Here is a 21,282-nt window from a genome sequence, read left to right as displayed (position 1 = left end):
TTCACTCAAAAAGTGAAGGTTTTTGCTTTTAATTGTTTATTTAAATTATTCAATGATAATTTTCTTGATGATAGTTCCTTGTTCTGTGTCAATAGTAAGCGCATACATTCCTGCTGCATACTGACTCAAATCAAGTGTTTGAAGTGTAGAAACTTCATTTGCTTTTATAGTTTTGCTCTCCAAAACACGTCCAATATTATCTGTAAGTGTAAAAGTAACATCAGAAGTAATTGAGCTAGAAAGCTGAACTCTGAAAATACCTGTATTACTTGGGTTTGGATAAACAATTGTTTCTACATCAATTATTTCTTCTTCTCCTGTAACAACATCAGCTACTTTGTAATACACTGTACGAGTAGTATTTTCACAACCAGTATCGAATGTAACACGAGCAGAATAATAACCTGTTACATCTGGTGTAAAGCTCATTTGTCCTTCAAGTGCTGTATTTTCTTCATTATCTAAGAACCAAACTACATTTGTAATTGGTGTAACAGATTCTAATGATAAGGCATTATCAATTAAACGCAAATAAACTGGCTCTAAAGCAATGCGAGTAATAACAACTGATTCAGAAGAACGAACATTACAATTATTTTTAGAAGCCTGTACGCTATACTCTCCTTGATTAGAAGTTGTATATTCAACTCCTGTAACATTAAGAATTCTACCATTGCGCATCCATGTATACGTAACGTCTGTTTCTGGATTTTCTATGCTTAGAGTTACTTCTTCTGTTGGACAGAAAGCAGTTTTGGAAGCTAAAACAGTAATGCTTGAATTCAACGTAGTAACCTCTACTGCAATTTCGTCAGTTGCAGTACAACCATTTTGAGTTACTGTCAATGTATAATTTCCAGACTCAGAAACTGAAACAGAAGCTGTATTTCCAACTACTACATTATTACTTGTCCATTCGTAAGTTGCATCAGTACCTGCATCTTTTGCTGTTAGCATCACAGAATCATTACAAACACGAACTAATGAACCTTGAGTAATTTCTGCCAAAGGAACAAAGTTTAAACGAACAGGAGTGATACTTGAAGTAGTAGCACAACCATTTGATACTACTTGTACTTGATAATTACCAGAACGAGTCACTTCAAAAGAAGAAGTAGTAGTAGTTGCTACAGAAGTCCCATTCAATAACCAAAAATAAGTAGCTCCAATCACTTCTTCAGCTGTTAAGGTTGCTGTAGCAGAACAAGAGAAAATACTTTCTTCACTAATATTTGCAGTAGGCAAAGGATTTACAATTACTTCAACTTCAGTACGCTCACTTTCTAAACCATTGCTCAATACACTTACATAAAAAGTAGTTGTTTGAGTAAGAACTGGAGTAACAATTTCATTGTTATCTATTTCAAATAATGGAGTTGTAGAAGTAGCATCTGCATAAATACGATAAACTACACCTGTTGAATTAACAGTAATGATTCCTGTACTTCCGTTACAAGCATTTATTACAGAAACTAAAGAAGGAGCAGCAGGCAAAGTACGTGCATTTGTTTGTGCTGGGTCAGACTGCGCACCTCCATTTGTAGCTACTAGTTTGTACCCATAAAATGTATCAGCATTCAATCCTGTATCTTCAAAAGAAGTAACACTAGCTAATGTAGCAATTACTGTATTATCTCTATAAAGAATATAACCTGTTGCACCACTTACAGCAGTCCAAGTAAGATTGATTTGAGAAGTAGAAACAGCTAGAGCTTTAAAATTAGTTGGTCTGCCTACCGAGGTAGTTCCCCCACCTCCACCACCTGTGGTAGCAGCAGCAGTTGTAAAGTTCCAATTTCCAGCAACTAAGCCTGCAAAATCAGCACCTGTACCAGCTTCTTCTATTGCACCAGCATCAATAAGAACATCATAATCTGTACTGTTTGCTAAGTTAGTTGTAAGGTTTATAGTTAATTCATCATTTGAAATGGTAACTGTTGCATCAGCATTACCAGCAATAGGAAACGTAATTGGCGTAGTTCCATCTGTAACTGTAATATTTCCTGTTCCTGCTTGTATATCTCTATCAAAATTAACTACTAAATTAGTTGTAATCGCTACGTTTGTAGCATCATCAGCAGGAGAAAGAGTTACTACCGTTGGAGCAGTTGGTGTTAGAGCTAAAGTAGTTGCATCTGTAAATACCCATTCAGAGAAATTACTTGCAGATTCTTCAGCACGAACACGGAAGAAATATTGTGTACTTGCATTCAAACCTGTAACAACTGAATTAATACTATTCACTGTAAATGGAGAACCTGAAATGGCAGTCCAACCTGTTGTTCCATCTAAAGAAACTTCTACTACATAGCTAGTTTCTATGTTTGAATTATCTGCCCAATCTAATGTAATTTGAGAAGAACTATTTGCAGTAGCAGTAAATGTACAAGATGCTAAAGGTACAATTTCTAAACGAGCAGATACAATAAAGTGATCCGAAGTTGTGTATTCATAATCTCCATCATAATATTCATAACCTACACTTACAGAGTTAGGAATATATCCATTTGCAAGTTCATTCGAAACTGTCAAGTGGTCAATCATATCACTAAAACCAACTGTACTACGGAAACCGTTGTCACTCAATGCTTTAGATAAAATTGTATAATCATTTGGACGACTAGTGAAAGCATCATAAGATGTAAGTTGAGGAACTCCTCCTACTTCATAGATAGACTCATCAACATCATCATTGTAATCTCCACCCATAATTACCTTATCGCTTCCAAGCCAAGCAGAAATTGAATCTTGTAATAAAGATACATCAAAACGACGCATATCATATCTATCTTGAGCAGAACCTGAACGAGAATGAAGAACGATAAAGTTTACTTCTTCTGTACCTCCATTTAATGCAACATCAGCACGCATCATAAATGGTAAACGTCCACTAGCCCAAAAACGAGTTTTGTCTGCTTCTGGGTATCCAGCAAGAGCAGAAGCATCTCCACCATTGTAATAAGGATGAATACTACTGTGCATTGCATAACTAAACTGAGGAGTAATAATATTCGATTTATATAAAAATCCTACTTTCTGAGTTTCAGCTATTGGAGAAGTAGCTGCGTAAGAAGTATAATAAGAGAATAAAGTATCCCATGTATCTGGTGTCGATGCTGTAAGTTCGGCAGCAATTTCTCCCATCAAGTCAGTATTATTTATCTCTTCTAAGAAATAAATATCAGAATTTTGAGCTTCTAGTACTGCTTTCACAGCTGCTTTTTGCTCAGCAGGAGAAGTATTTCCAGAAGGTGTATTTGATTGAGCATAGCCAAACCATTCTACATTATAAGTAGAAATCTCTAATGTCTTAGGCAAATCAATACAAGCTGTGACAGTAGAGTTAGAAGGCGAAACATAAGGATTCGTACAAGGTAAATCTGCTTGAAAACGAGGAATCAGTTGTGAAGCTGTTTGGAAGTAAGCCACTACACCCGTAACATCACAAGTAGTAGGTTGCGTTCTTCCTGCCAAATCAGTATCCCCATCTATACGTACATCACCTGAATTTGCTCCATTAGTAACTGTATAGTTAGAGTTTCCAAATAAAAATGTATTTGGATCTGGAAAAGTAACACTTACAATATTAACTAATTCTCCTCTGTGTGCATCAAGTTGGTCAAGTGTAATTACTTGAGGAACAACTGGCGTTGCTGCACCTAAATCAGTTAAAGCAGTTACACTAGAAAGTTGAATTTGATTATTAAAATCAGCACGTGTTGCTGTAATTCTAAGTCTCTGACCAATAGGAAACGCTCCACCATGTACTTGAGAATCAAAAATAGCAATACCACCTGTTGCATCTTGTATAAATGCAGGACCATTTAACTGGTCAGCAACCGTCAAAACACCTTCAATAGTTACTATTTCTCCAACAGGGCGAGTACGAGCAGTTGCAATATCCATCAAAGAAGGAGGTACTGTCCCTGTAACAGCTACATTTTGAGTAGTTGCTCCTGTACTTGCATTTGCAACATCTCCAGAATGAGAAGTACCAGCAGTAGGTAAATAACGAACAAAAATAGTAGTATTTCCTGCATTTGCATCAGCAAAAGCAACTGTTACACTATTTCCAAAACCTGCTCCAGTAGTAAGTGATACTTGAAAATTTGCAGGAGCAGTAATTGTAATATCAGTAGTAAGAGCTGTTCCACTTACTTGATAAGACTGTTCAGCAGAAGGAATATTTAAAGCAGTTGTTGTAAATGCTGTAAGTGGTGTTCCTGTTATATTTATAAGTTGTGTTGGGCAGTGCTCACCTAATCCATCAAATGTATCTATTGGAAATATATCCCATTCCCCTGCTGGAGGATTATAAGCATCTGTTTCGTCAGTATCACCAGAGGTAATAGAACAATTACGACGCAAAGTAAAGTTAGCAGTAGCACCTGTACCTACAGCCCAACTACTACCTGGGTCTACACCTAACTGTCCGATAGCATCTATAACTGTACCTGATTCCTTTAATAAAAGTACATCATCTCCGTTATAAAAAGTAATATTACTTGTAATATCTGCAGCTCCTGTTACAGCAGCAACTGCGCCTGCGTTTGCTATAACATAAGTAGCACCTGCTGCAAGAGTACCTGTCAAGTCTAATGAATTTTGAATAGTAGTGTTACCATTTGTATAAAGTTCTATTACATAATCTGTCAAATCTACTGAAGCACCTGTAGGATTATAAATTTCTAAAGCTTTATTATTACTAGAACCTTCTATGTATTCTGAGAAAAATAGAGTTGGAACGGTACAAGTAGCTGTATGTGTACCTATGCCACTAGCCTCGTCTTGAGCAAATCCATCCCATTCTATTGAAGGATCAAATACATCTGTGCCATCTACATCACCTGTACAAATAGTAGTTTTTCTACGAAGCGTATTGTTAGCTGTAGATACTACTCCTGTTCCCCATTCCGAACCTGGATCAACACCAATCTGTCCAATTACATCTAATTGAGTAGCTCCTCTTCTCAAAACAACAGCATCATCTCCATTAAACCAACCTACCGTAGTGGTTTGATCAGGAGAAGTAAAGATAGTTGCACTACCATGAGCTAGTACAAAAGTCGAATTTGGAGCTAATGTTCCTGTAAGAGCTACAGAGGTAGTTACTGTAGTGCTACCATTATTGTAGCTTTCTATAAAATAATTCTCAGTAGCCAAATCGATAGTTGCTGCCGTCGGATTATAGATTTCAATAGCTTTATTATTGCTACTTCCTTCTACATATTCTGAAATAAATACGTCTTGTGCAAGAGCAGTAGGAATTGAAAATAAAATTCCTAACACAATTACTAGGCTTGATAAAAGCCACTTTTGAAGTAATGCTGTTCGCATAATCAAATATTAATAAATTGTTAATAAAAAAGAAAAATTTTATTGAGTAGTGAAGACAGAATAAAATAAATTTATTAAATCAGTTTTTAAATTCTAAATTTTAAGAGTCTAGAAGGTAAAAAATCAGCATTTGACAAACATTTTAGACTGAGTGTTACCCAAATCTATTATTCACAAAATTAACTACTTTATATTACTTGAATGTGAACAAACAAAGTAGATTTGATGGAGTGTAAGAAAACAATGCAATTAACTATTTTGATTTTTATTGAATTGTGTGTTTTCATGAAAACTTAGGATTTTATTTTTTCACATAAAATGACAATTTTTTCATCTACAGATTTTGAGGTAATAGTAGTAAAAAACAAAAATTGATTATCTCCTTCTAAAACAGAAAATTGTTTTCTTAGCTCTTTTACACTCATGGGAAAATTACGAGTAACAACATTAAGTTGTTTTTTACCAAATTTTCTTTTAACTTCCTTCTTAGAAAAAGAAATTACTTCTGTTATTTTAAATATTTTGCCTACAAAATCTTTTTTTAATTTTTGTGAAGTATACAAATGAGTATTACTAGAAAATTTATTTAATTGATATTTTTTAGCAATACTTTTAAAAGCTCCTGCCTTTAAAACAGCTACATTAGGCTCATACAAAAAATTTTGAATTTCATTTTTTATAGAATAATCAATAAAAATTTCCTTTTCTGACTCTAAAAGAAAATCAAAACTTTCTATTTGAGTTTTTTCAAAATTTTCTTCTGAAAAATTTTGTTCGTGTAAGTTTATTGCACTTATACCTATTTTTTCACTATCTGCCTTTCCAAGAGAACTATTAGAGCTATCAAGCTGATACAGAACCTCTTTACATTCATTTTTAAGAGCTACTACCTCTACTTTTTTTATATGAGTTAATCTATTGATAACCAATTGAATATCCAATAAAGGAGCTGTCTTGAGAAGCCATTTTTTACCAACATCTTTAAAAGACTTCCATAACTCAACCATATTTGGCTGAGAGTCTTCTAGCAAAAAAACTTTCTTTTGTATATTATCTCTACGAGCAGGGTCAAGATAAATCCAGTCAAAGACTATATTTTCATTTCTTGCTTTTTCTAAAAAATCTTCCGAATTACCACAAAGCACTTCTATATTTTTTGCCCCCAACTGTTCGAAATTATGCTTTGCTATATTTGCCAAAAGCTCATTTTGTTCTATATAAATAACCTTTTTTACTTTTTTGGAAAAATAAAAACTATCTACTCCCATTCCTCCTGTCAAATCTACAAGAGTTTGATTTTCGCCATTTATTTTATCATTGTTTTCTATTAAACTCGCCTTGTACTCTGCCGTAATTTCAGAAGAAGCCTGTTCTATGGATAAAGAAGGAGGAAAAATAATATTATCAGAAGCATACCAAAGAGCAAGTTTTGACTTTGATTTTTGAAGTGATTTGATTTGATTACCAATTTCTATCTGTAACCCTTGATATTCTTTGGGAAGATTGAGAAGTGTTTGCGTAATTTTTTTGTCTTTATTTTCTTCTATAAAACTCTGAATATCATCTTGTAAAAGCGCATTGTAATTGGGATAATTTTCTGATAAGGATAAACTAGACAAAATAGGTTTCATAGATATAAAATTGGATAAATAAGACTACAAAAATACATCAAATCTACTATCCTTCAAAAAAATATTTGCAACATTGTTGCATTTAGTTTTATATTTGCAACATTATTGCATCTAGGCGACAATATATATTATCTAATTTAACCACAAAAATGAACATTTTAAAAAAATTAAGTCTTGCAGTTTTAGCTATTTCTATTCTCTCTAGTTGTCAAAAAAATGATGAAGTTGTTCCTACAACTGATGCAAAAGAGTTCAAATTTATTAATCTCTTGGTAAGTGATGCAAACACCAACCAGTTATCTTTGATAACTCCCCAAACAGGACTCATTAGAAATTACGATGCTAAATTTGCTAAATCAGCACTTTATGCCACTTCATCAGGACGTTTTGCTGTTTTAGTGCATCGTGCTGAGAACTTTGTAGAAACTTTTGATACAGGTTTCGAAACTCACAGTGACCACGTAGATATAAAAGGTACGCCTAAATTCGGAGCTATAACAGGTAGTGGTATTTTACCGACCCATTTTAAATCACATGGTAGTGAAATTGCTGTTTTTAATGACGGTGATGGTACTTTACTTACTGCCAATGAAAATGATTTTCACATTTCAGGTATGAAAATGACATCCGTTCAAGTAGGCAATGATGCTCACCATGGAGCTATGGCAAAATTTGATAATGGATCGTATGCCATTACCGAAAAAGACGGTTCAATAGCTGGTACTTTGCCAGAAAGAGTAAAAATTATAAACACAGACGGTACATTGATAGCCCCATCAACCATACAAACAAAAGGTATTCATGGCAACGCTACAAATGGAAAATTTGCTGTTTTTGGCTCTGCAAGTGGAATATTAGTAGTTGGAAGCGACGGTGAACAAAAATTAATCAATCATCCTGAAAACTTTGAAACAGCTTGGTTTGGGACAATTTTGGAAGGTAAAAAAGTAGGCAAATTTATTGGTTATACTGCTGCAAAAGGTGCTTATTTTATTGATATACAAGCAGATAAAGTTACACCAATTATAGAAAATACAGATATTATGCAGTGTAAAGTAGATTATGAAGGTGCTAATTTGTTAGTTTTACTTTATAGTGGAGAACTTCATATTTTTGACCTTGTTTCAGGAACATTGAAAAATAAAGCTATTGTAATAAATCAAACAGATAAAACAGCGACACAAAAACCACAACTCGTTGGTACACAAAAATATATTTATATAGCCTCTCCCAATACAGGTGAAATTATGCAAATACAAACCTCAAATTTATCAAATATCACTAAATTTAAAGTAGGTGGTACGCCAACTAACCTAGTTATTTTGGGTACAGAAACTAGCAAAGGACATGACTAAACTAGCTTTATTCTATTTTGTCAAAATGTAGATAGTACAGTATTTAAAAATTTTATTAGGTTTTAAATGTGTACTCAATTGCTCAGAACTGAAAAAATCTTCCTCAGAAGCATAATATTTTAAACAAATCACGCTTCTGAGAAAGTTTAAAAGTTCATTTCTAAGGAAACAAATACACAAATTGAATCATAAAAACATATCAAACTCATTTTCTATTAAAAAAAAATAATTGCAACGCAGTTGCATTTGTAAGAAATCAACTTTATATTTGCAGTCATTACTTGCAACATAGTTGCATTTATAACAATTTTTATTTTATATTCTCTCAATTTTTTAATGCTATGATTTTATCAAAAAATGTATTTTCATTTCTAATTTTATTTTTCTCTAGTCTAGTTTTATTTTCTTCTTGTAAAGATGATGAAGATCCAATAATTCCTAACGAAGAAGAATTAATTACAACACTTACTTATACACTAATTCCAGAAGCTGGAGGAAATGCTGTCATTCTGTCTTTTAAAGATTTGGATGGTGAGGGTGGAACTGCTCCTACAATTACAGGAGGAACATTAGCTGCCAATACAGTTTATAATGGTTCTATTGATTTATTAAATGAAATAGAAAGTCCTGCTGAAAGCATCACAGCAGAAATTGAAGAAGAAGATGATGAGCATCAATTTTTCTTTGCTACAACAGGTGGCTTGAATGCTACAGTAGCTTATGCTGATACAGATGGCACAAATCCAGTAGGTTTGAAAACTAAAGTTACAACTGGTGAAGTTTCTCAAGGAAAATTACGTATTACTTTACGTCATGAACCAACTAAAACAGCAAGTGGTGTAAGTGATGGAGACATTACAAACGCAGGAGGAGAAACAGATATTGAAGTAGAGTTTGATGTAACAGTTGAATAATCTTTAATTCTAAAATTTATATGAAGTTAGATTTTAGAAAAACTAAACTCTAACTTCATAAATCTAATTTCATTTAGGAGCTTTATATCCACCAAAAATACCTTCTAAATGCTTTCCAACAGCGAAACAAATATCTTCTCTAAACCTATTTGCTGTAATCTGAACACCAATAGGCAAACCTTCTTTCGAAGTTCCACAACGAACTACTAAAGTAGGCAAACCAGAAAGATTATGAATCTGGGTATAAACAAAATCACTTATAGAATCATACGTTGTTCCATGTAAAGGAGCTGCACTCATCGTAACAGGAGAGATAATAACATCAGCTTGTTGAAAAACTCTGAGAAGTTGTTTTGTAATAATATCCCATTGCATTAAAAACATCTGAAAATCAGTTAAAGAAACTATATTTTCAGGTTTATCCATTTCAGCAAAAAGTTTTTGCAAAACAATTCCATATTCTGTTGTATTAAAAAATTGCTCTAGCGCAAATTTTGTAGGCATACTTCCTCCTCCTCCAGCGAAAAGTGTAAACCAAGTAGAAAATGCTTTTTCTAAAAAAATAGGATTTATTTCTTCTACTGAATGTGTATCTTTTTTGAGTGCTTCAACTACATTAGTTACCGTTTGTAATGTATCCGAATCAATTTCTACAATTCCTTCAAAACCTGTATAATAAGCTACTTTGAGCTTTTTTATATCTATTTTTTTACTGGACACTAATGGATAAGTAATAGAGCGTGGGTCTTGTCCATCATTTCCAATAAGCTGATGATAAACAAATTCAACATCATCTACATAACGAGCCATTGGTGAAACATACGCCAAAAAACTAATCATTCCATTTGTTTCAGGCAAAATTCCAGTCAGAGGAACACGTCCACGAGTAGGTTTTATTCCTACAATTCCTGTATAATGAGCTGGAACACGAATACTTCCACCTGCATCTGTTCCAATTCCTAACGGAGAACCTTGCGCTGAAATTAAAGCTGATTCTCCTCCACTACTTCCACCTGAAGTGCGATTTGTGTCATAAGGATTATTTGTTCTGCCATAAATTAAATTATCAGTTTCGTAAGCTCCACCAAATTCTGCCATATTACTACATCCCAAAACGATAGCACCTGCATCTTCCAAACGCTGAACAATAGTAGAATTAGTTTGATTGACATTGCCTGCCAAGCCTTTAAGACCAAATGTAGAAACTCCTCCTTTTACTTGTACGTGGTCTTTCACTGTTACTGGCAATCCTAAAAGAGGTAATTTTTTATCTTTTTCTTTATTGTTGCTTTTATTATCTAACTCTTTTGCTTTTTCTCTTGCTTGTTCGTACAATGGAAAAGCCATTGCATTTAGGGTAGGATTAATTTCTTCAATTTTAGAAATATGAGCATCTATAACTTCAGAAATTTTAAATTCATTTTTTTTTATACCTTTTAGAATATCAATAGCAGATAATTCCGTTATATCTTTTTTAATCATGTGAGAATAGAATTTTGTTGCATTTTTTAATAAACGTTAAATGTATAAAATTCTTGCTCTTTTGCAAACTTATATTCTTTTTAATTATCATTCGTGCAATAAAAAAGCTCAAATAAGATTTATTTGAGCTTTTTTATTTTGTTTCATAATTCAATTTATATTCTAACTTCCTAATTGCTTCTTAATTCCCATTCCTAAGCTAATCAAAACAACAAGTAAGACAAGCCAAGAAGAAATTTGAGTAATTAGTGCGCCTGTTTTGTAGGAGTCAGATTCAAAAGTAAAGACAATTTTGTGTTTTCCTTTCGGAATTTCTAAGCCACGAAGAACATAATTGACAGAAACAATATTTGCTTCTTGTCCGTCAATAGTAGCAGTCCAGCCTTTTGGATAATAGATTTCTGAAAATACACCAAAACCATCATTTGAATTATTACTTTCATACTCTAAAACCTTTGAATCATATTTTGTCAGTTTTATAGTTGCTGTACTATCTTTTTGAAAGTCAGTTTTTGCAACATTAAATTTTGACTTATCTAAAATAGCTATTTCTTCTAAATTAATTGCTTTTGCTGTACTTGCACTCATCAAAGCATCCATTTCTTCATCAGGGCTATTTACTTGATTTATTTTAGAAACAAACCAAGCATTTCCGTACGCATTCGGATTGAAAAGCATTTGTTCTTTTTGCATTCCATACGTAATATAACGAGTATTGAGCATATTCAAAACAGGCGTTTGAGCAAAATCAGGTCGTTTTTGTGCTTGAAGAGAAGACATAATAAAGCCTTGTTCTTGTCCTAAAGGTCTCTCTAATAAATCTTGATAACGTTGCATTTTGGCAGCAAAATATCCACCAATAGAACGATGAAAATAAGAAGTATGTGTCTCTTGTTGGAAATTTTGAAGCGACATCACTCTATAACCTAAATCTTTATCTTTAAGAATTTCTACATCAACTGGTGCAGGATTCATAGTAGCTTGTGCAGCTCCTTTTTCAAATTTTGAAGAAGGAAGATAGTTTTTTCCTATCAAAAACACATCTCCAACAGCCAAAAGAGCAATCAAAGCAAAAGCAGCCATAGCAGGAATTGTCTTTTTGACATATAAATAAATTGCACCTACTACTAAAACAATCAAAAATAAAGAACGAAAAGCACTAGAACGAATCATTGATAAACGGTCTTGACGAACATAATCAGCAAGCTGCCCGAGCTGAGAATCTGAAGCTGCATTCAAATCTATATTTCCAGAGAAAAGTAAAATCAAAATTACTGTTCCTGCCGTAATTCCTCCAGCAATAAAAAGATTTTTGAGAAATGTTTTTTCTTTAATTACATCATGTTTTTCATTTCCTTTTATAAAATAATTTTCAAGTTTTTGACTTAGCGTTTCAAAAGCTAAAACTGTCATTAATAAAATAGTTAAGGCAAGAGCCATCGAAACCGAACGGAATTTATTAAATCCAGGTACATAATCAAATAAGAAATAATTGAGTGAAGCAAAATTTTCTCCCCAAGCAAGCATTGCCATAAAAAGTGCTGCTACTAAAATCCACCATTTTTCACGATTATCTAAAACTACTAATCCCCAAACAAATAAGAAACACAAAACTGCTCCTGCATAAATTGGTGCAGCTGTAAATGGTTGGTCACCATGATAAAGAGGAATAGGCAGCTCTTGAAGTTGTCTTTCTGAATATTGCCCTGACTGTTTTAAGACAGCATACGTTTCAGAATCTTTGTCTAAAATTTCAGAAGACGACCCACCATACAAATAAGGAACAAGCAAAGTAAACGTTTCTCCAATTCCTTGACTCCAACTAAAAGCATAATCTTTACTTAATCCATCATTACTTTGAGATTGGCTGTTTGGGTTTGTATTTGTTTTATCAACAGTCAGTTCTGTACCTCCACGAGTAGAATAAGGACTGTATTCCATCGTTGTCAAAATTTTTCCTGCATTTACGCCTACTCCTAAAATAAAAGCAACTACTAAAAAACCTGCTTGCTTCACAAAAACAGGAATTTGATTATTCTTTACAGAGAAAATAAGTTCATTTATACCAAAAATCAAACAAATAAAGCCTAAATAATAGGTAATTTGATAATGACTTGCTTTGACTTCTAGAGCCATTCCTAAAGCTGTCAGCGCAAAACCTAACCAATATTTTTTATCAAAAGTGAGTTTCATTCCTCCCAAAATAAGTGCAGCATAAGCAATTGCCCAAAGTTTGGTAACGTGTCCGACTTCAATTAGAATCAAATTATAGGTCGTAAAAGCAAAAACAGCCCCCCCGACAGCACTCCAAATAGGTTTAGTACCAAAGCACAAAAGCATTATATAGGTACAAAACATAGCCAAAAACAAAAGATGTGCTCCTGTCTGTTCGGCAAAACCACCACGCAAAACAGCCTCAAAAATAGGTAATGCACCATAGGGAAAAATTGGATAGGTCATATACGCAGGCATTCCTGAAAACATACGCCCATTCCACATAGAAGGCTCATCGTGATTTTGAAGGTATTGCGAATTTTCTTGTACCATTCCTTTATATTGCATCATATCACTTTGTCGAAGTGATTTATCGTCCAATAATTCGGGAGCGAAATAAGCAAAAGTAAGGAGATAGAAAGCTGCAATAGCAATTAGATGAGGCAAAAGACGAGCAAAAGAAAAGTTTTTCATGAAATATAAACTATAGGATGGTTCTGTTGTAGTTTTTTTAGTCTTACAAATATAGTAGAAAATTTGTAGATTTAGGTTTGAATTACTTTTTTAATCACGCTTCTGAGGAAGCGAACGCACGACATTCTGTGTGTTCAGTTCCTCAGAACTGAACAAAATGCTTCCTCAGAAGCGTGATAAAGTCATTATTCACTTACCTATTTTTGTTATGCCACGTTATCGCCATTCACAATTTGCAGATTTTAACTGCTTTTTTATTACTACAAGCATTTTTGGTAAAGAACATTTACTTTTAGAGGATGAGATTTGTAAAATTATACTAAAAAATTTTACTTTTTACAACGAAAAATACAAAGCTAAATTATTAGCTTATGTTTTGATGAGTAATCATGTTCATTTTGTGATTTGGTTTGAGAAAGAAGAGAAAAAAGAAAGTCCTATTTCTGTATATATGCGAGATTTTAAAAAACATGTTGCTACACAAATTATCAACTATTTAAAAGAAAATAATAGCAAATTATTACATAAATTTGTAAGTATTCAAAAAGGACAAAAATATCAAATTTGGGAAGAAAATTTTGATGGAGTGCATCTTTACACACGAAAAGTATGCGAAGAAAAAATAGATTATATTCATAACAATCCAGTCAAAGCAGAATTAGTAAAATATCCAGAAGACTATAAATATTCAAGTGCCAAATTTTATAGCTCTGATAAAGTTTTGAAGTCTAGTTTGGTGGATTATAGAGAGTATTTTTAAGAAATCACGCTTCCTCAGAAGCGTGATTTATTTAACTCATCTTCTTTCCTAACAAAAGTCATTTTTTAAGCTCAAAAATCAGCCGTTCTTTGTACTTATAAATTTATCTATCATTATAATTTACAGAACAAGATGAACGATTTACTTCAAAAATACAATGTTGCTAGTCCACGTTATACCAGTTATCCGACTGTTCCGTATTGGGAAAATACAGAGCATCATTTAGAAAACTGGCAAAGCTCACTCAAAAATGCCTTTTGGACAAGTGGCAGAGAAGTAAGTATTTATGTTCATTTGCCCTACTGTGAAAGTTTGTGTACGTATTGTGGCTGTACTACTCGCATCACAACCAACCACAACGTAGAAGAACCTTATATTGATTTGATAGAAAAAGAATGGAATTTATATCTTAAAACACTTCCACAGAAACCGATTTTAAGAGAAGTGCATTTAGGAGGAGGAACGCCAACTTTTTTCTCTCCAAAAAACCTTACTCGCCTGATTACTATTTTCAAATCGTCTTGTGATGTTCCCAATGACACAGAATGGGGTTTTGAAGGACATCCAAACAACACAACTAGAGAACATTTAAAAACTTTGAAAGACTTAGGTTTTAATCGTGTTAGTTTTGGAATACAAGATTTTGATGAAAATGTGCAGAAAATTATAAATAGAATTCAGCCCTATCAAAAAGTAGTTGAATGTGTAAAGAATGCTAGAGAATTAGGTTTTGAATCCATTAATTTTGATTTGGTATATGGTTTACCTTTGCAAAATATCGAAACTATCCAAAATACTCTTCAAAAAACATTAGAATTGCGTCCTTCTCGTTTGGCTTTTTATGGTTATGCTCATGTGCCTTGGCTCAAACCTTCACAAAAGAAATTAGAATCTTTTTTACCTTCTGCTGATGAAAAAGCAAATTTGTATGCCATTGGTAAAAAATTACTGACAGAAAAAGGATACATAGATATAGGAATGGATCATTTTGCGTTGCCTACAGACTCACTTTTAAAGGCTTCTAAAAACGGAACTTTGCATCGTAATTTTATGGGTTATACCACTCAATCGACAAGTTTGTCTATTGGCTTGGGAGTAAGTGCCATTAGCGATACGTGGACGGCATTTAATCAAAATGAGAAGAATCTGAAAGTTTATAAAGAAAAAGTAGAAAATAATGAATTTCCATTTTTGAGAGGACATTATCTAACAAAAGAAGATTTAATAATCCGTCAGCATATTTTGGATTTGATGTGTAGATATGAAACTTCTTGGAATGAAGAGCAATTTTATGAATTTGGCTTCGGAATTAATTTTGACCTTTTGGAATCTTTAAAACAAGATGGTTTGATAGAATGGAAAGGCAACCATTTGAAAATTACTGAAAAAGGAAAACCTTTTGTAAGAAATGTTTGTATGGCTTTTGATGTTCGACTTTGGAATTCAAAATTAAATGCAGAAAAAGCAGAAAATAAGCCGATGTTTAGCAAAATTGCTTAGAGCATGATTGAACAGTAGATAATACTTGTATTTTCATCACAAAACCAAATTTTAATCTTCAAAATATCATTTTTATCACAGTGTATGATTTACATCCAAACACTGTGAGAAGAATAAAACAATTATTTATCTAAAAAATGATGTACTAAAGTCTTATTATAAAATATATTTCAATTTTTTGAACTAAAATAGTTATAAAAAACAGATATTCTCTAACTTTGATACTTTATTTGTATTGTTTTACGACTTCCTTCGTTTTATAGTCATACTTTAACAAATTATCAAAGATTACAAATTACGTTTTTATAAAAATATGGATTTTAAAAATAATTGGGCTTTATCCTTTTTGGTTATTTTATTTTTCTTTTTAGGCTTTCAAAATACCACATTTGCTCAACTAGCTGCTTTTAAAGTCAATAGCAGTACAAAGGGTTGCGCTCCTTTAACTGTGTTAGTTGAAGATATTTCTGGAGCTGACCCAGAAGTAGTTCTTTATAGGTTTGGAAATGCTCCTCCTCAAAAAGAAACTACTTTTACCTTCGATAAACCAGGTATTTATTCTATTACGCAACTTATTAATACAGCTGGGTCAGGAGGAGATTCACTTCCAATGCTAAATATAATTGAAGTTTTTGCTACCAAAGTGGTTGATTTTGATGTTATTCGCTGTGCTAACAAAAAAGTTAGAGTTCAAATAAATGATGATTATTACGATTCTTATAAGATAGATTTTGGTGATAATCAAGATGCTATTGTTGGAGATAATGAATTTGCAGAGCATACTTATAGTTCTGAAAATAATGCTGCAATCACTGTAAGAGGTCTTTTTGAAGATGGTGCAGAAAACTGTACTCCAAGTAGCAAAATAATTACTCCAGTAGGAGCACTTTTGCCTCCTACAATAAATCTTGTAGAATACTTTGAAGATGGAAGTGCAAAGATAGATTATGTTTTAGAAACAGACTTGACCCACCAATTAGAACTAATGACAGATAATGGTTTTGAAAAAGTAAGTGATATTTTAACAGGTTCTACTAGTTTTACTATTCAAGATGCTTTACCAAATTCTGTTTATCGTATTTCTGTTACAGACTCGTGTTCTAATAGAATAGAGAGTTCACAGACTTTCTATATTTCTGATATAAATCTAAGTGGAGAAGAGAGCTATGTTGATATAAGTTGGACGATACCTAATGGTATTGATGAATCAGAATTTGTAAAAAACACATTATTAAAAGATGATAACATTTTTGATGAATACACTGATATTTCTTCTAATACTATTTTTGATGAAGAAGTTGTTTGTAAAATTACTTATTGCTACCAAGTAGAAACTGAGTTTAGTTCTGGACTCAAAATTATTAGTCCCAAACGTTGTATTTTGGCTGCATCTAATGTTACTCCTCCTGCTGTTGTTGGTGCATATGCTAGTTTTATATCAAAAGAAAGAATCGCTTTATCGTGGCATTATCCTCTTGATGGATCAGAAATAGTAAGCGCAAAAGTTACTAGAAAGGATAAAGATGGAAACATAGACAATTATATAATAAGTCCTCTTGATTCTGTCTTTGAGGATAAACTTATCAATATTGATGCTGCTCCTTATTGTTATTCTATTACTTATAAAAATGCCTGTGACTTGACTTCTGAGTCTAGCCCTTCTATTTGTCCAACTATATTGAGGATGGAAGGAGACACAGACGAAGAAGAAGGAATACTTACTTTTGAGTGGACTCCTTTCGAAGGATTATCGACAAGTAATTACGTATTAGAACAAACAGATTCTTTAGAAAAAGAGCCATTCAATACACAAAGTGTTTCTAGGTCAGGAACATATAGTCTTGATATAGAAAGTCAAGAAAGCCAAACTAGTTATATTAGGATTCGTGCAAACCTAAATGACACTACTTTTACATATTCAAATACGATTCGTATCGATTTCCGTTCTTTTGTTACTTTCCCAAATGCTTTTACGCCTAATGGCGATAATCTGAATGATACGTATGGAGTAGAAAGTAAATTTATAAAAGAGTTTAAAATGATAATTTTTAATCGTTGGGGAGAAGGTGTTTTTCAAACCAATGATATAAATGGGCGTTGGGACGGAAGATACAGAAATACTCTTGCTCCTTCTGGAGAGTACACAATGAAAATAGTAGCCACTGACCAACGAGGAAGAGAATATATTTTTACTGAAATGGTAAAATTGATAAGGTAATAATACATGCTTTCATGATAATTTTATTTTTTTTTACAATTTAAATTATTTTTATAATGATACTAAATAAATTTATTTTTTTTATAGTTACACTTTTATTCTTATCATTTATTGTACAAGAAAAAATATTTGCTCAAGAAGCGAATTTTACATTTCAAAATGGAACGACAGGTTGTGTGCCTTTTACTGTTGAAGTAATTGATAACTCTGGTGCTGATCCCAGTTTAATTTCTTATAAATTTGGAGATGCACCTGTTCAAAAGGGAACAGATTTTACATTTATTACACCAGGTATTTATTCTGTTACACAATTTATTAGTGGAGGAAGTTCGGTCAGTAAAACAAATATTATAAAAGTACTTTCTCGTGAACCCGTAGATTTTGATGTTATAAGCTGTGTAGGAAGAAGAGTAAAAGTACAGATACGAGACTTTTATTATGATGCATATAGAGTTAATTTTGGAAATAATAGAGTAGTAGAAGTAGAACGTAATGGTTTTGCTGAACATACATATCCAAATGAAAATGAATATATGATTACTGTAAATGGTTTTTTTGATGAAAGTTCTGAGAATTGCATAGGAACTGAACGCTTAGTCAGACCTATAAATCAACTTGTTCCTGCAGTCATAAATCGCCTAGAAGCACTTACTAATACAACTGCAAAGATAGATTATACTCTTAATACAAATCTGCCTCATAAATTAGAAAAAATGACCCCTTCTGGTTTCGAACGTGTGGGTAGTCTTTTAGAGGGTTCTTCTAGTCATATAATTCAGAATGTCTCATTTAGTGATATATATCGAATATCTGTGGAAGATGATTGTCAAAGTAGTACTGAAACCTCCTCTATCGTATATGTTCCTGATGTAAATGTTGCAGTAGAAGAAAATCATGTAAATATACACTGGGAGCTTCGTTCAGAACTTGATGATGACACATTTTTGAAATATGTTGTTTATAGAAATGATGAACTTTTGTATGAAACTTCTGATAGCACTCTTACTTATTTGAAAGATGAACAAGTTGCTTGTCAAGTTCGCTATTGTTATCAAGTAGAAACTCAATATAAATCAGGTTTAAAAGCGTTGAGTTCAAAGAGATGTGTTTTAGCTCAATCAAATATTCCTCCACCTGCCGTTTCTGATATTTATGCAACTTTTACACCTACAAATCAAATAGTACTGAATTGGAATTACCCAAATGGAATAACAACAAGTTCTATCAATGAATTAAATTTTATGAGAATTGATAAAAATGAAATCTCTCAATCTTATAGTTTAAACTCTTCAACAGCTAATTTTGAAGATTCTCAAGTAGATATTAGTAAAACTCCTTATTGTTATGCTATTTCTTATGTCAGCTCATGTAAATTAAGTGCTGGATTTAGTAATTTCGTCTGTCCTATTATTCTAAGCTATGAAGGAAACCCAACTGACAAAAAAGGAAGTATTATTTTTGATTGGACAATGTTTAGAGGAGTACCAACAAATAATTATGTATTAGAACAACTAGATTCTTTAGGAAAAACCCCATTTAATATACAAAACGTTTTTAGTTCTAGCACACATTCTATCGTTATTGAAAATCAAACAAATCAAACGAGCTATTTTAGAGTACGAGCTAATTTAGGTGATACAGTTACTTATTCGAATACTGTTCGTATTGATTTTCCCTCTTTTATTAATTTGCCAAACGTTTTTACACCAAATGGCGATAATCTAAATGATACGTATGGAATAGAAAGTCGCTTTATAGAAGAATTTGAAATGATGATTTTTAATAAATGGGGTGAGAGTGTTTTTCAGAGTAATGACACAACTGCACGTTGGGATGGAAGATATAGAAATGGTTTTGCTCCATCTGGAGAATATACACTTAAAGTTGTTGCTACCGACCAAAGAGGAAGAAAATATATATTAACAGAAATAATCAAATTGCTTAGATAACTTTAGTCTATAGCGCAACTACATAGAATAAATGCCTTTCTAAACTAGATTTAGAAAGGCTTTTTATTTACTCATTATTTATTTTTACTTTCCAAAACCAATTTTTTTCTGGCGAATTGAAAAATCAGAAAAATCTTCATTTAAAGGAACATTATAGATTTGTGCAAGTGTTGCAGGTTCTTTAAATTCTCTTTCAATTTTATTTAGTTTTGCAATTTTATTGGCATTTTCGGCAGGAATGGCTTCAAAACGATGAATTCCTAACAAACGACCTTCACGCAACAGTGCTTTATCCAAGTTTTTGATGTCGGTATTAAAAGTACAAATAATTTTTAGATTCAAGACATCCGATAAAAGACCATCTGAAACATTCAAAAGATTTGCTATCGAACTTTTATCAGTATTAAACAAATCACGAGCCTGTACAGAATCTTCTGATTCTTCAATTATCAAGACAGCATCTTGATAATCAGACAGGAAAGTAATCAAATCTGGACTTGTAATTTCTCTTAAAAGCGTAATTGGATAAAAAATAAATTCTATTTCTGGTTTTGCTTTACTAATCAGATAACGAATATAATTTGTCTTTCCGCTTCCTGTTACACCGTGAAAAATAAATAACCCAGAGTTATTTTTTTCGTTTATTTCGTTTACTAAAATCTTATGTTTTTCTTCAAATTTGTCTCCATAATACAAATTCAAATCTGGAATTTCTGGTGGTTTGATTTGATGTTTGCGAAGGGTAAGTCCTGTTCGTGGTGTATTTCCTACAATATTGATGTATCGTTTGTCATCATCTTTGGTTTCTATAATACATTTTGTAGCAAGTTCGAAGATTTTTTCTAATTTTTCTACTGGTGTATCTTCAACAGCTGTTATCATATCAAACCTAAAAATAACATCATCTAATTTTTGAACCGCATCATAATTCATATTTATGATAATAGATTCGTCATCTAACATCAAATACCAATCTATCGAATAACGAGTTTCTTTTTTATTATAGGTAGTATTACGACGATAGACAGAAATAGGTGTATAATCATTATCTTCCAAAAGTTTCAAGAATTGATTCAACGAAACAAGTTGATTACTTTCAAAATAATCACGAACTCCAAAGTCAATTAGTTTTTGGTTATAGCTATTAAGTAAATAGTAATCTTCACTAAAATATCCGTCGCCAAATACATTGTATTTTCCTAAATAGGGTTTATTTTCTTGATTCATTCCATTATTTTTTGATAGATTATTTTCTTCTGATACGTCCTTTACTCTACGGTGGTTCGAATTACTATTTCTGTTTGTATTGTGCATATAGGCAAATTGAATTATTTTAAATTATACTATTTTATTTATAGAATGACTAGACAAAGACAACGCTTCGGAAGAGCAGAAAGTTGCAAGAAAAAATAATATCGTTGTAGATTATCTGTTGATAAATACAGAAG

General features: G+C 32.4%; 11 protein-coding genes. 6 read left to right on the top strand and 5 right to left on the bottom strand.

What is annotated here, in order from left to right; translation table 11 throughout:
- Positions 1–45: 45 nt before the first annotated feature.
- Both V9L04_RS17300 and V9L04_RS17295 read right to left on the bottom strand, forming a co-directional pair.
- Positions 46–5,337, bottom strand: coding sequence for a lamin tail domain-containing protein (locus tag V9L04_RS17300; RefSeq protein WP_338791162.1), 5,292 nt, complete (start codon positions 5,335–5,337; stop codon positions 46–48).
- 293 nt (positions 5,338–5,630) lie between these two features.
- On the bottom strand, positions 5,631–6,968 hold the full coding sequence (locus V9L04_RS17295) for an RsmD family RNA methyltransferase (protein WP_338791160.1): 1,338 nt from the start codon (positions 6,966–6,968) through the stop codon (positions 5,631–5,633).
- 149 nt (positions 6,969–7,117) lie between these two features.
- Here V9L04_RS17295 and V9L04_RS17290 point away from each other — a divergent pair, with 149 nt between their 5' ends.
- A complete protein-coding gene (locus V9L04_RS17290; protein WP_338791158.1) occupies positions 7,118–8,323 on the top strand; it encodes a hypothetical protein in 1,206 nt (401 codons plus the stop codon).
- A gap of 341 nt (positions 8,324–8,664) precedes the next feature.
- Positions 8,665–9,237 (top strand): hypothetical protein, encoded by a 573-nt coding sequence (locus V9L04_RS17285; protein WP_338791156.1) that lies wholly within the window; start codon positions 8,665–8,667, stop codon positions 9,235–9,237.
- Between the two features lie 69 nt (positions 9,238–9,306).
- Here V9L04_RS17285 and V9L04_RS17280 read toward each other — a convergent pair whose 3' ends face one another.
- Both V9L04_RS17280 and V9L04_RS17275 read right to left on the bottom strand, forming a co-directional pair.
- Positions 9,307–10,719 (bottom strand): amidase, encoded by a 1,413-nt coding sequence (locus V9L04_RS17280; RefSeq protein ID WP_338791154.1) that lies wholly within the window; start codon positions 10,717–10,719, stop codon positions 9,307–9,309.
- 162 nt (positions 10,720–10,881) lie between these two features.
- Positions 10,882–13,407 (bottom strand): YfhO family protein, encoded by a 2,526-nt coding sequence (locus tag V9L04_RS17275; protein ID WP_338791152.1) that lies wholly within the window; start codon positions 13,405–13,407, stop codon positions 10,882–10,884.
- A 157-nt stretch (positions 13,408–13,564) separates the two neighbouring features.
- Here V9L04_RS17275 and V9L04_RS17270 point away from each other — a divergent pair, with 157 nt between their 5' ends.
- From V9L04_RS17270 to V9L04_RS17255, 4 genes are all read left to right on the top strand, one after another.
- Positions 13,565–14,167, top strand: coding sequence for a transposase (locus tag V9L04_RS17270; RefSeq protein WP_338791150.1), 603 nt, complete (start codon positions 13,565–13,567; stop codon positions 14,165–14,167).
- A 132-nt stretch (positions 14,168–14,299) separates the two neighbouring features.
- Positions 14,300–15,667, top strand: coding sequence for an oxygen-independent coproporphyrinogen III oxidase (gene hemN, locus V9L04_RS17265; RefSeq protein WP_338791148.1), 1,368 nt, complete (start codon positions 14,300–14,302; stop codon positions 15,665–15,667).
- Between the two features lie 313 nt (positions 15,668–15,980).
- Positions 15,981–17,885, top strand: a complete 1,905-nt coding sequence (locus tag V9L04_RS17260; protein ID WP_338791146.1) for a gliding motility-associated C-terminal domain-containing protein — start codon at positions 15,981–15,983, stop codon at positions 17,883–17,885.
- Positions 17,886–17,941: 56 nt separating this feature from the next.
- On the top strand, positions 17,942–19,834 hold the full coding sequence (locus tag V9L04_RS17255) for a gliding motility-associated C-terminal domain-containing protein (RefSeq protein WP_338791144.1): 1,893 nt from the start codon (positions 17,942–17,944) through the stop codon (positions 19,832–19,834).
- 84 nt (positions 19,835–19,918) lie between these two features.
- Here V9L04_RS17255 and V9L04_RS17250 read toward each other — a convergent pair whose 3' ends face one another.
- The gene (locus V9L04_RS17250; protein ID WP_338791142.1) at positions 19,919–21,148 is read right to left on the bottom strand and encodes an AAA family ATPase; all 1,230 of its coding nucleotides are present in this window, start codon (positions 21,146–21,148) and stop codon (positions 19,919–19,921) included.
- Positions 21,149–21,282 lie beyond the last annotated feature (134 nt).

Source organism: Bernardetia sp. MNP-M8 (genome assembly GCF_037126285.1).
In the GTDB taxonomy this organism is placed as follows: Bacteria; Bacteroidota; Bacteroidia; order Cytophagales; family Bernardetiaceae; genus Bernardetia.
This window is presented reverse-complemented; position numbering and strand designations above follow the sequence as displayed.